Source organism: Salmonella sp. 2018103 (genome assembly GCF_026247685.1).
Lineage (GTDB): Bacteria > Pseudomonadota > Gammaproteobacteria > Enterobacterales > Enterobacteriaceae > Salmonella > Salmonella enterica.
The window spans coordinates 3,211,223-3,224,287 of record NZ_CP111029.1; the positions used below are offsets into that span (position 1 = coordinate 3,211,223).

Here is a 13,065-nt window from a genome sequence, read left to right on the forward strand (position 1 = left end):
TCACACAGATGACAAAGCCGGATAATCGCTATCCGGCTTTTCGTTTAAATCAGACTAACCGTTCATCTATCGCCAGCGCGTTTTCCATTTTACGCGAGACCATCGCGTGACGCAGTAATACGCCGCCGCAGGCCATCATACCGCCAATCAACGCCGCCAGAATAATAATGATCGCTTTACCCGGGCCATCTTTTTTCACTGGCAGAGACGGCGACAGTTGATATTTAAACGGGGTAAACTTCACGTCGCTCACATTCATTGCCGCCAGTTGTTCAACATGGTATTGACGGTTACGCAAATCACCGTCGATCTCGGCCACGTCCGTTACCCCTTTTTCAATTTCCAGTTTGCGGGAAATACCATCCGCGCCGAGAGAAATAGAAAAATCCGGATCATCTTTTACCGCCTGACCATTACTGTAAACCGGTCTCTTAATGCCGGCGGCGTTGGCGATTTCCAGCGAATAATGGAGACGTTGAATATTGGCATCAAGCTGGTTTTTGAGACGCACCCGATCCATCGCCAGCTTTTCCTGCTCATAGCGGGTTTTGATTTCCAGCTGGTTACGAATATTTTCCAGCGTCTCTTTCACGACGATATCAGAGATGTACTGAATATAGCCAGCCAGCACTTTTTGCGCTTCTTCCCGCGTCGGCGCGGTAAAACTCAACGTCCACGACGTGAATAATGATGTTTCATTTTTCTTGCTGGCATTACTGTCCACTGCTTTCATTTTTTCGCTCAGCACGACAATCGCCCGGTGAAGATCCTGCTCGTCTATTTGCGCGCCTTTTAATTGATCCATGACATACGGAGAAGAACGAAGATATTCTTCCAGCAGCGAGGGCGAGCTAAACTTTTTAATAAACAGATTAAAGACGCTGGCCCGATCAACGCTTACCTCCATATCCAACACGCGCAGCGCGGTCAACGTTCTCTCCAGTCCCTGCCACTGTACCGACTCCGCCGGTGTGACAATCGCCTGGCTGGTCCATTTTTGCGGCAGCAAAAAGGACAGAAGTAACCCCACGCACGCAAAGGCGAAAACGGTAGCAAGAATACGACGTTTCGCCTGCCATAACACCTCTATAAGGCTAAACAAATCGATTTCATGACTGTTGGCGGGCGGCAGTGAGTAACCTGCAAGTGACTGATGTTTTTCTTGTTTTACATTAAGAGATGGCATGCCGTATGACCTGAAAACTTTATCCAATGAAAGAACACATTCCTGTCAGAGATTCTAACAGCAAGTCAGAATTATCCGAAACACTCTTTGCGCGCCAGTGCCCGAAAAGCTAAATATTCGGAATTAAACTTGCCTGTAGCATGTATCACTTATGTTAAAAGAATTAATCGTTGCAATAAAAAACCCATAATAATTAGTAATTATTATGGGTTTCAGGATTTAATTTGTTAAAGGCAGAAACAACGCCCGTTATTTATTAATGAGCTCGCTGATGATGGGCCCGATAGTTTCAAAAGCGGAGGGAGAAATAATATCTACATGCGCGCACGGCTGGTGATAAATAGCCAAAGACGCTATCCACGGCGACCAGCTCTGTTCAGGCGATACGCCTTCCGGCACCGTTTTATCCGCCACAAAGAGCGTAGCATGTCCATCAAACGGTACGCTATGCGCCGTCGTCAGCAAACGGACGGCATCCGCATAATTGCCTTCAATGGCGGTAAATAAGGCTTCGGAGGCATTTCCCTGCTGAGCGGCGACAAACGCTGCGCGTTCACGTTCAATTTCCGCCAATACGTCCGGATTGAGGCCATTCGCCTCTTTTTCCCGCCAGTTTTGCGTTTCCGGCGGCCAGGTGTCCAGTAACCCCAAAAACGCTACGGTTTCGCCGCGCGCGCGCAACCGGGCGGCGATCCCTTGCGCCAGCGTCCCGCCCAGCGAATAGCCTAATAAATAATAAGGGCCATGCGGCTGCCGGGCGAGCAAAGTCGCCAGATGATGTTCACATACCTCATCAAGGGTGGTTGCGGTTTGCATAGGGCCAGCGGGGCGCGGCGACTGAATCCCCATAATCGACCACGACGGGCTAAGATAGCGTGATAATACGCTAAATTGCCAGGCGAACCCCGACGCCGGATGGAAACAAAATAACGTTGGACCATCGCTTTCACGCAGCGGCAACAGCGGCCCGAACCCCAGATTGCGCGAGCGTTCGTCATCGTCAGTATCGAGCAGCTTACTCAACTGCGCCACGTCAGACGCCACCATCACCTGACCCGGCGTCACCTGACGGTTAAACGTCTGGCTTAGCTGCGCGGCCAGTTTCATCGCCAGCAGCGAGTGTCCGCCCAGCGCAAAGAAATCACTTTCAACGTCGTTAATCTCACAGCCCAGCAGGCGGGAAAACGCCGCGGCGACAGCAATCTCCGTTGCGGACTGCGGCGCACGCCCTTTCACGCGTGGCGTCAGGTCCGGCAGCGGCAGGGCTTTGCGATCCAGCTTGCCATTAGCGCTAAGCGGCAAGCTGGCCAGTTGCAACAGCACAACTGGCACCATATGCGCGGGAAGTTTTTGGCGTAATTTTTCCTGCAGCGCCGGTAAATCCAGCGGCAAACCGGAGTGCGACACCAGATAGCCGACCAGTTGCCGGGCATCCCCGCCCGTCGCCGCCGCCTGATTAAAGACGCAGGCATGTGCTACCGCCTGTTCAACATCCGGCAGCGTTTGCATGACGCGGTCAATCTCGCCCAGTTCAATACGTTGACCCCGAATTTTGAGCTGATCGTCGCTGCGCCCCAGGTACTCCACCGCGCCGGAATCCAGCCAGCGCGCCACATCTCCGGTACGGTACATCCGTTCGCCTGGCGCAAAAGGATCGGCGATAAAACGGCTGGCGGTAAGATCCGGACGCCCCAGATAGCCCTGCGCCAGTTGGATACCGGTAAGATAGAGATCGCCAGCCACGCCCGGCGGCACCGGCTGCATATGCGCATCGAGAATACGCAAACCGGTATTCCAGACGGGATAACCAATCGGGATACTGTTGCCGTCAACAGCCGCCAGCTCATCGCCACAGGCCGGATACCAGCTCACATCCACCGCGGCCTCCGTTGGCCCGTACAGATTGTGTAGCGGCGCGTTGGTTAACATCTCCCATTCGCGGCACAGCGCCGTCGGCAGGGCCTCGCCGCTACAGAAAACGCGCTTTAAGGAAGCGCAGCTTTTCCCAGCCGACGCTGGCGTGAGCGAGGCAATAAAGGCCGCCAGCATCGACGGCACAAAATGGGTGGTCGTGACGCCGTATTGCGCAAAGAACCGCTGCATCGCGAGCGGGTCGCGGTGCGCTTCCGGTTCAGCCATCACCAGTTTCGCCCCGGCGATAAACGGCCAGAAAAACTCCCATACTGAGACGTCAAAACTGCACGGCGTTTTTTGCGCTACTACATCATCCGCCGTCAACGGATAGTGATCCTGCATCCACAGCAGCCGGTTGACTATCGCCGTTTGTCCCACCATCACCCCTTTCGGCCTGCCCGTCGAGCCAGAGGTGAAAATGATGTAAGCGGTATGATGCGGTAACGACAGCCCCAGCGGAGTGGCGTCACTGACCGGTAGCGGTTGGCTATAACACAAATATTCCATCCCCGGAATATCGTGAAAGCGCGCCAGCTGCGCCTGAGTCGTAATTAAAAGTTTCGGCTGCGCATCTTCCAGCATCATTCGCAGCCGATCGTCAGGATAACCGGTATCCAGCGGCAGCCAGGCGGCGCCCGCCTCGACAATGCCATGCAGCGCTAAGGTCAGGAAAACCGACCGCGGCAACGCCACCGCCACGCTATCGCCAGGCTGAACGCCGCGTTCCCGCAGCGCGTACGCCAGCGCCACAACCTGTTCACGCATTTCACGGTAGGTAAAGCGATAATGCGCATCTGCCAACGCGAAAGCCTCTGGCGTTTTTTGCGCCTGCTGCGCCACCAAATCGCTAAGCGTGGCGGCGGGAATCGTTACCGCCGTATTATTAAGGTGTGCTAATTGCGTTTGTTCTTCCGCCAGCAGCATTTGCGCATCGCCGCAGCGCAGCGCCGGGTTATCCGCAAACTGCGTGATAAGCTCCAGCAACCGTAAGGCATGGCGGGAGAGCGTGGCATCATCGTAACGCTGTGCATTCGCCAGCAATTCAATATCCAGACCGCCGTTTTCATCCGGAAAAAGCGCCAGTTCAAGATCGTTAACCGGCCCCGTCGCCAGGGTATGGGTTTGCGCCTGTATGCCAGGAAGATCCAGATGATAATCAAACACTTTTATATTGAGCACCGGGCCAAATAGCGGCGTCTCCCCTGCGGCTCGCCCGCTATCGCGTACAATCTGTTCGGCGTCGTAACGCTGGTGGCGGCGCATCTTCTTTAACTGCGCCGCAAGACGCTTCGCCAGCGTTGGCAGATCTTCCGTCGCATGAAGGTTCACCGCCAGCGGCAACACGTTAAGGACAGGCCCGGTCGCCGTTAACGCCGCCGAGCCCATCCGCCGCATAAAGATAAATCCGGCGGCATAATCCATTCGCCCGCATAATCGTCCCAGCCACAACGTCACCAGCGCCAGGGCAAGATCCGCTCGCGGTATCTCAGGCATGTGCGCCGCCAGTTGGCGAAACGCCCCCTCCGGCGCGCTCAATTTCATACGCAGAATATCCGCGCTCGCCGACCGCCCCGGCAACGGCGCGGCAGACATTGACGCCGGCGGCGGCAGCTCGCGGCGCTGCTGCGCCCAGAAGGCGCCGTCACGCTGCCAGGCCTCGCTCTGGCGATAGCGCTGATATTCCTCGACCACATCCGCAAAGGGGGTAAAAGGCGACTCCGGCGTAGGGGCCTCGCTCTGCCAGGCGCGATAAATCGCCGCAATCTGGCGGGTTATCGCCGGGAAGCTAAAGCCATCCACCAGCAAATGGTGATAGCGCTGATACCAATACCAGCGGGTATCATCAATGCGGATTAACTGGTGAAAAGCCAGCGGCTTACCGCTATCTGCGCGCAGGTTTTGCCGTAAATCCGCCTGCATTAACGTCAGCGCCGCGTGATGCGGATCGGGCTGGTCGCGTAAATCGGCAATCGGGGGCTCGCCGAAGGTGCGCTCAGGATCTATCCATTGCCAGACCTCGCCGTTCTCTTCGGTAAAACGCATCCGTAGCGTATCCGCCTGTTGCATCCCTACCGCTACCGCTTTTGCCAGCAAGGGGGCATCCAGCTCGCCATTCAGTTCCACGTAGTGCGCCACGCTCCAGGCGGAGGGTAAATCAGAGAGTTTTTCCGCCATCCAGATCCCCGGCTGAGCGGCGACTAATGGTAAACGCTGCGTCATTTCGCCTCCTGCTTATCGGCATAATGCGCCGGATTCAGTGTTGTCCAGCGCGTATTAAGCCACTGCTGGCACGCGTCCTGCGATTGCGGTTCGCATACCACGTCCCATCCTGCGGGAAGCGCGCACGCCGCTGGCCAAAGGCTGAATTGACGCTGCGTATTTTGCAGGATGTAAAACTGTCCCTGCGGATTATCGAAGGGATTACTGAACTCCATACTCAACTCCTGTCATGGACATGTGCCCGGTTAAAGCGTGTCGATAAGCGGCTGCCAAAGCAGCATCAGCCCTTGCGTTAGCCCGCCGCGCCAGCAAAGCGCATCGTGTCCGCCGTCAACCTGACGCCAGAAAATGGACTGCTGCGAAGTATTCAGTTGGGCATAAAGCGCCTGATTCGCCTGAAACACGATCGGCTCACGCACGCCGGCTTCCAGTACGATACGCAGTCCGCGCGCGCATAATGCGCCGGTTTTCAGCCGGGTAATGACTTCCCCCTCCGGCGGGGTGATGCGATGGGGCCACCAGAACGATCCTGACTGGCTTAGTACACAGCCAAAACGCGTCGGCCAGTTCAGGCCGGCATACAGCGCCGACAGGCCGCCAAAACTCTGTCCGGCGACCACCGTTCGCCCGGCATCATCGCTAAAAGGCGTCACGGCTCTGACTTGCGGCAACAGTTCCTGCTGCACCGCCAGCCAGAAGTCGGCATTGCAGGTCAACTCCTGGCTGCGGTGTTGAGTATCAATCGCGTCAATCAGCAGGTAGACGGCACCAGGAAGCAGGCGTTGATGAGTCAGCGAGGCGAGCGCGGGCCAGACGGGCATATTTTCCGCCCAGAATTGACCGTCCAGCAGAATAGCCAACGGTCTTTCCTCCGGCGCCTCGTCTCCGGTCGTCAATATCCATACGCGGCGGGAGTTACCCAGACGTTCGCTATGCCACTGCATCATCAAAGGCGGCGAGTACGGCGTTTCAGGACGATCCCATCCCGGCTGAAGGGGCGCATCCGGCATTTCCAGCGCTGAAACCGCATGACCACGTCCTCCCCGCCAGCTTTGCGAATTAAGCGGGTCGGCAATCGCCTGCGGTAATAGCTGTCGCCAGCCTTCACGCAGTGCGTTCCGATCGGGCGTTTCGCCCGGCGCAAAAGCGGCAAAAACGTCATCGCGTTCGGTAGGAATAAAACAGTAGCTGCCGCGCCAGTTAGCGCTAAGCGCCGTACTCCAGCGCCAGACATCCGTTCCGGCAATACGCGCCATCGTCTGAGGCTGCGCGTTTTGATGATGATCGGTTACGCCAGTGATGTAGACCCAGACACGCCGTATCGGGGAGTGTGTTTCGTTTCCCTGCGGGTCGCGCCACCAAAAAGTGACCCGATAATTTCCGTCTTTTTCCCGTATCCATTCCGGCCCGGTTTTCGTCCTCCACCAGGCCTCACTTCCCGTTGCCAGCGCCTCTTTCATTATAACCCTGTGTTTATTATGAATTTTGTATATAAAAGGTGAAATATATTGATAATATTATTGATAACTATTTGCATTTGCAATAGCGTATTGTCGCGCTATGGGACGCGCGAACACAATTTCACCACCCGGCCAATGCCTTTGACGGGCGCTTTGGCTTATGTGGCTAAAGAAAAGCAGGATATACAATGAACAAGAAGATTCATTCCCTGACCTTACTGGTCAATTTAGGGATTTACGGGGCCGCTCTGCCCGTGATGGCAGAAGAAAAAACCGATAGCGCTGCGCTCACCAATGAAGACACCATCGTGGTGACCGCTGCCCAGCAAAACCTACAGGCGCCAGGCGTATCCACCATCACCGCCGATGAGATCCGCAAAAATCCGCCCGCGCGCGACGTGTCAGAAATCATCCGCACCATGCCGGGCGTGAACCTGACCGGCAACTCCACCAGCGGTCAGCGCGGGAATAACCGCCAAATCGATATTCGCGGCATGGGGCCGGAAAACACCCTCATCCTGATAGACGGTAAACCCGTCACCAGCCGTAACTCGGTGCGCCTGGGCTGGCGCGGCGAACGCGATACCCGCGGCGATACCGCGTGGGTGCCGCCGGAGATGATCGAACGCATTGAAGTGCTGCGTGGCCCTGCCGCCGCACGCTACGGTAACGGCGCGGCGGGTGGCGTGGTCAATATCATTACCCAAAAAGGCGGTAGCGAGTGGCACGGTTCCTGGAATACCTATTTCAACGCGCCGGAACATAAAGACGAAGGCGCGACCAAACGCACTAACTTTAGCCTGAACGGCCCGCTGGGCGGGGATTTCAGCTTCCGTCTGTATGGCAACCTCGACAAAACGCAGGCGGATGCGCGTAATATTAACCAGGGGCATCAGTCTGAACGTACCGGGAGTTACGCCGACACGCTACCGGCAGGACGCGAGGGGGTCATTAACAAAGATATCAACGGCGTGGTTCGTTGGGATTTTGCTCCGCTTCAGTCTCTGGAACTGGAGGCCGGATACAGTCGCCAGGGCAACCTCTATGCCGGCGATACTCAGAACACCAATACGAACCAACTGGTGAAAGATAATTACGGAAAAGAGACGAACCGCCTCTATCGGCAGAACTACTCTCTGACCTGGAACGGCGGCTGGGATAATGGCGTAACCACCAGTAATTGGGTGCAATACGAACATACCCGTAACTCCCGGATGCCGGAAGGCTTGGCAGGCGGCACCGAAGGGATTTTCGATCCCAAAGCATCGCAAAAATATGCCGATGCTGATTTGAATGACGTCACCCTACACAGCGAAGTGAGCCTTCCTTTCGATCTGCTGGTCAATCAAAACCTGACGCTGGGTAGCGAATGGGCCCAACAGCGTATGAAAGACGAGCTCTCCAACTCGCAAACCTTTATGGGGGGAAATATCCCGGGTTACAGCAGTACCAATCGTAGCCCCTATTCAAAAGCGGAAATTTTCTCTCTGTTTGCTGAAAACAACATGGAACTGACCGACAGCACCATGCTGACGCCGGGGCTACGTTTCGATCATCACAGTATTGTGGGGGATAACTGGAGCCCGTCGCTGAACCTGTCGCAAGGTCTGGGGGATGACTTTACCCTGAAAATGGGGATCGCCCGCGCTTATAAAGCCCCGAGTCTGTACCAGACTAACCCAAACTATATTTTGTATAGCAAAGGTCAGGGTTGCTACGCGACTGGCGCGGGTACCGGCATCGGCTGCTATATGATGGGTAACGATGATCTGAAAGCCGAAACCAGCATCAATAAAGAGATCGGTCTGGAATTTAAACGCGATGGCTGGCTGGCCGGCATCACCTGGTTCCGCAATGATTACCGCAATAAGATTGAAGCGGGTACGGTGCCGTTGCAGCGTATCAACAACGGCAAAACGGATGTCTATCAGTGGGAGAACGTGCCGAAAGCGGTCGTTGAAGGTCTGGAAGGCACGTTAAACGTACCGGTTAGCGACACCGTCAACTGGACGAATAACGTTACGTATATGCTGCAGAGTAAAAACAAAGAGACCGGCGAACGCCTGTCGATTATTCCACAGTACACGCTTAACTCAACCCTGAGCTGGCAGGTACGTCAGGACGTTTCTCTGCAATCGACCTTCACCTGGTACGGCAAACAAGAGCCGAAGAAATATGATTATCAGGGCAACCCCGTTACCGGAACAGATAAGCAAGCGGTCAGCCCATACAGTATTGTTGGCCTGAGCGCGACCTGGGACGTGACCAAAAATGTCAGCCTGACCGGTGGCGTGGATAACCTCTTTGACAAACGTCTGTGGCGTGAAGGTAACGCGCAAACCGTCAGGGATACTCAAACTGGCGCTTATATGGCGGGCGCTGGCGCGTACACCTATAACGAACCGGGACGTACGTGGTATATGAGCATTAATACCCATTTCTGATGGCAACCTTCCCTCCCTCATTCGGGGAGGGAATTAGCAAAAAACGATGCGGACATCTCATTTTCCCCTTCCCTTTGCCGGACACAGGCTGCATATCGTCGACTTTGATGCGAGCAGCTTTCACGAGCACGACCTGTTATGGCTGCCTCATCACGATCGGCTACGGTCTGCCGGACGCAAGCGTAAAGCTGAACATCTGGCAGGCCGCATCGCCGCCGTTCATGCGCTACGCGAGGTGGGCGTCAGGACAGTGCCCGGTATTGGCGACAAGCGACAGCCGCTATGGCCGGACGGCCTATTTGGCAGCATCAGCCACTGTACGTCAACGGCGCTGGCCGTCATATCCCGACAGCGTGTCGGCGTTGATATAGAAAAAATCATGAGTCAGCACACGGCGACAGAGCTGGCGCCGTCCATTATCGATAGCGATGAGCGCCAAATTCTCCAGGCGAGCTCGCTCCCTTTTCCACTTGCCCTGACGCTGGCTTTCTCCGCCAAAGAGAGCGTTTATAAAGCCTTTTCAGACCGCGTCACGCTCCCGGGATTCAATAGCGCAAAAGTTACCTCGCTTACCGCCACGCACATCTCGTTAAATCTGCTGCCAGCCTTTGCCGCCACGATGGCTGAACGTACCGTCCGTACAGAATGGTTTCAACGTGGCAATAGCGTTATTACTCTTGTTTCTGCAATAACGCGCTTTCCCCACGACAGGAGCGCTCCCGCTTCTATACTTAGTGCAATACCCCGATAAATGAGATCGCTATGGCGCTGAATGATTTTCACGTTTCTGAACCTTATACGCTTGGTATTGAGCTGGAGATGCAGGTGATCAATCCACCTGGCTACGATTTAAGTCAGGACTCTTCTACGCTGATCGACGCCGTTAAGCCCCAACTTACTGCGGGAGAAATTAAGCACGATATCACCGAAAGTATGCTGGAGATGGCCACGGGCGTCTGCCGCGATATTGACCAGGCGGCGGCCCAACTTTCTGCCATGCAGCACGTTATTTTACAGGCGGCGTCGGAACACCATCTCGGCATTTGCGGCGGCGGTACGCACCCTTTTCAAAAATGGCAGCGTCAGGAGGTCTGTGATAATGAGCGCTATCAACGCACGCTGGAAAATTTCGGCTACTTAATTCAACAGGCGACGGTTTTCGGCCAGCATGTCCACGTCGGCTGCGCGAACGGCGACGATGCGATTTATCTTTTACACGGGCTGTCGCATTTTGTGCCACACTTTATTGCGCTCTCCGCCGCGTCTCCCTATATGCAAGGATCTGACACCCGTTTTGCCTGCGCGCGCCTGAATATTTTTTCCGCTTTTCCCGATAACGGTCCCATGCCGTGGGTCAGTAACTGGCAAGAGTTTGCCGGACTATTTCGTCGTCTGTCTTACACCACGATGATCGACAGCATCAAAGATTTGCACTGGGATATCCGCCCCAGCCCGGCCTTTGGCACGGTAGAAGTTCGGGTGATGGATACGCCGCTCACCCTTGATCATGCCATCAATATGGCAGGGTTGATTCAGACGACCGCGCACTGGCTGCTGACCGAGCGTCCCTTTAAACCGCAGGAACAAGACTATCTGTTATATAAATTCAACCGTTTTCAGGCTTGCCGCTATGGTCTGGAGGGCGTGCTAACCGATGCCTATACCGGCGACCGCCGTCGCCTGGCAGATGATACGCTGCGTCTGCTGGACAACGTTACCCCCTCGGCGCGCAAGCTGGGCGCCGACAGCGCCATTGACGCACTACGTCTGCAGGTGAAAAAAGGCGGTAACGAAGCGCAATATATGCGGGAGTTTATTGCCGACGGCGGATCGCTGATAGGTCTGGTACAAAAACATTGTGAAATCTGGGCGGGACAATAGACAGCATATTTGCCTTACCAGGCGATATCCCGGACAATGGCGTTTTAACTTACGTTTAACAAAGCCATGAAACACCCGCTTGAATCATTGATGACCGCTGCCGGTATTTTGCTGATGGCGTTGCTCTCCAGCCTGCTGCTGCCCGCCCCTTCGCTCGGCCTTGCGCTGGCGCAAAAACTGGTCGGGATCTTTCATCTTATGGATCTCAACCAGCTTTATACTTTGTTGTTTTGTTTATGGTTTCTGTTGCTCGGCGCGCTGGAATATTATGTTATTCGCTTTATCTGGCGGCGCTGGTTTTCGCTGGCCAATTAAACATTTCAATGCGTACGGCCATGATTTTCTTTACGATAAGCGCCTGGCGGCAGGTTGAACGTGCGGGTAAAAATGCGCGTAAAGGTTTGCTGCGAATCAAAACCATACTTTAGACAAATATCATACACCTTCTGGTCGGTGTCGCGCAGGTCGCGCGCCGCCAGTTTTAGCTTCCGTTCACGCACGTAGCGCCCCAGACTCTCCCCTTTGTACTGCATAAAAAGGCGCTGCAGGTGCCACTTGGAATACCCCGCATGACGGGCAATATCATCAATACGTAACGGCTGATTCAAATTATCATCAATCCACTCGACAATCGTGTCGATAACCTGAGCGGAAATGGTCATCGTGCTCTCCCCTCTATCAAACTCGTCAGCGGCTCCCGCACCGCACATTTACGGCAACAGCAATAAGCATAGTAATAACCACACAAATTGTGAGACGGCTTATCGCATGGCCTGCAATATGCTTTTCTACCACTTCATGCGGCAGCCCTTGATTATGAGTGAGTAAGCACTCATTATAGAAAGCAAAGATACGCCGTCAAGGTACTTTTCAAAGGTTGACATTCACCGTTGCGACGCGACAACGGGCATGATTCAATCATGTTTTTCCAGACATAAGGGTAACGTGTAGTGGCTCGTCCGAAGAGTGAAGACAAAAAACAAGCATTACTGGAAGCGGCAACCCAGGCGATAGCGCAATCCGGCATCGCTGCCTCAACGGCGGTGATTGCGCGTAACGCAGGTGTTGCAGAAGGAACATTGTTTCGCTATTTCGCGACCAAAGATGAGCTGATTAACACGTTGTATTTGCATTTAAAGCAGGATCTCTGCCAGTCAATGATAATGGAGCTGGATCGATCCATTACCGATGCCAAAATGATGACTCGTTTTATCTGGAACAGTTACATCAGTTGGGGTCTGAACCATCCCGCGCGCCATCGGGCGATCCGTCAACTGGCCGTCAGCGAAAAGCTCACCAAAGAGACGGAACAACGGGCCGACGATATGTTCCCCGAATTGCGCGATTTATGTCATCGTTCCGTTTTGATGGTGTTTATGTCGGATGAGTACCGCGCCTTCGGCGACGGCCTTTTTCTGGCGCTGGCTGAAACAACAATGGATTTCGCCGCGCGCGATCCCGCTCGCGCTGGCGAATATATTGCGCTGGGATTCGAAGCCATGTGGCGCGCGCTGACTCGCGAGGAGCAATAATGGACGGTCAAACACTGCACGCCTGTGCAAAACGCTTTGCGCTGGAACTGCCTTTTACCGAACACTGCTGGCCTTTCGGCCCACAGTACGATGTGTTTAAAGTCGGCGGCAAAATATTCATGCTTTTCACTGAACATCACTGCCGTCCAGTGGTGAACCTGAAGTCGGATCCCCAAAAATCCCTGGTAAATCAACAAATTTACCCCAGCATTGCGCCTGGCTATCACATGAATAAGAAACACTGGATTTCAGTCTATGCGGGCGAGGATATCACCGTCTCGCTACTCAACGATTTGATAAATGACTCATGGAATCTGGTCGTAGACGGGCTGCCTAAAAGAGAGCAACTGCGCCTGCGACCGCGCTGATGCAATAACCGTTTCCGCATTTTCCTCCCTTATCTTTTTACCGATAACCCGGTACCCTGC

Annotated in this window: 11 protein-coding genes; 6 read left to right on the forward strand and 5 right to left on the reverse strand. The window is 54.6% G+C overall.

The window, feature by feature from the left end; genetic code table 11:
* Nucleotides 1–49 precede the first annotated feature (49 nt).
* The 4 genes from wzz(fepE) to fes form a co-directional block, all read right to left on the reverse strand.
* Complete coding sequence (gene wzz(fepE), locus OLG56_RS15670) at nt 50–1,186, reverse strand: LPS O-antigen length regulator Wzz(fepE) (protein WP_001529067.1); 1,137 nt, start codon at nt 1,184–1,186, stop codon at nt 50–52.
* A gap of 249 nt (nt 1,187–1,435) precedes the next feature.
* Nucleotides 1,436–5,320: an enterobactin non-ribosomal peptide synthetase EntF gene (entF, locus tag OLG56_RS15675; protein ID WP_061377204.1), complete on the reverse strand. Its 3,885-nt coding sequence runs from the start codon at nt 5,318–5,320 to the stop codon at nt 1,436–1,438.
* A complete protein-coding gene (locus OLG56_RS15680; RefSeq protein WP_001529054.1) occupies nt 5,317–5,535 on the reverse strand; it encodes an MbtH family protein in 219 nt (72 codons plus the stop codon). Before OLG56_RS15680 ends, entF begins: the two co-directional genes overlap by 4 nt.
* Nucleotides 5,536–5,565: 30 nt before the next feature.
* Complete coding sequence (gene fes / locus OLG56_RS15685) at nt 5,566–6,780, reverse strand: enterochelin esterase (protein ID WP_023137263.1); 1,215 nt, start codon at nt 6,778–6,780, stop codon at nt 5,566–5,568.
* 188 nt (nt 6,781–6,968) lie between these two features.
* Here fes and OLG56_RS15690 point away from each other — a divergent pair, with 188 nt between their 5' ends.
* From OLG56_RS15690 to OLG56_RS15705, 4 genes are all read left to right on the forward strand, one after another.
* On the forward strand, nt 6,969–9,224 hold the full coding sequence (locus OLG56_RS15690) for a TonB-dependent siderophore receptor (protein WP_061377205.1): 2,256 nt from the start codon (nt 6,969–6,971) through the stop codon (nt 9,222–9,224).
* A 46-nt stretch (nt 9,225–9,270) separates the two neighbouring features.
* Nucleotides 9,271–9,975, forward strand: coding sequence for an enterobactin synthase subunit EntD (entD, locus tag OLG56_RS15695; RefSeq protein WP_023225741.1), 705 nt, complete (start codon nt 9,271–9,273; stop codon nt 9,973–9,975).
* 11 nt (nt 9,976–9,986) lie between these two features.
* A complete protein-coding gene (locus tag OLG56_RS15700) occupies nt 9,987–11,105 on the forward strand; it encodes a YbdK family carboxylate-amine ligase (RefSeq protein ID WP_061377206.1) in 1,119 nt (372 codons plus the stop codon).
* A 66-nt stretch (nt 11,106–11,171) separates the two neighbouring features.
* Complete coding sequence (locus OLG56_RS15705) at nt 11,172–11,420, forward strand: DUF1158 family protein (protein ID WP_000682498.1); 249 nt, start codon at nt 11,172–11,174, stop codon at nt 11,418–11,420.
* Between the two features lie 5 nt (nt 11,421–11,425).
* Here OLG56_RS15705 and OLG56_RS15710 read toward each other — a convergent pair whose 3' ends face one another.
* Entirely contained in the window at nt 11,426–11,767 is a 342-nt protein-coding gene (locus OLG56_RS15710; protein WP_000155635.1) for a RamA family antibiotic efflux transcriptional regulator, read from the reverse strand.
* Nucleotides 11,768–12,055: 288 nt separating this feature from the next.
* On the opposite strand from OLG56_RS15710, the gene OLG56_RS15715 reads away from it, so the two are divergent.
* Together OLG56_RS15715 and OLG56_RS15720 are read left to right on the forward strand one after the other, a co-directional pair.
* Nucleotides 12,056–12,637 carry a TetR/AcrR family transcriptional regulator gene (locus tag OLG56_RS15715; protein ID WP_000113609.1) on the forward strand — a complete coding sequence of 194 codons (582 nt, stop codon included), beginning with the start codon at nt 12,056–12,058 and terminating at the stop codon, nt 12,635–12,637.
* The gene (locus OLG56_RS15720; protein WP_000348989.1) at nt 12,637–13,005 is read left to right on the forward strand and encodes an MmcQ/YjbR family DNA-binding protein; all 369 of its coding nucleotides are present in this window, start codon (nt 12,637–12,639) and stop codon (nt 13,003–13,005) included. The genes OLG56_RS15715 and OLG56_RS15720 overlap by 1 nt, the downstream gene beginning before the upstream one ends.
* Nucleotides 13,006–13,065: the final 60 nt, after the last annotated feature.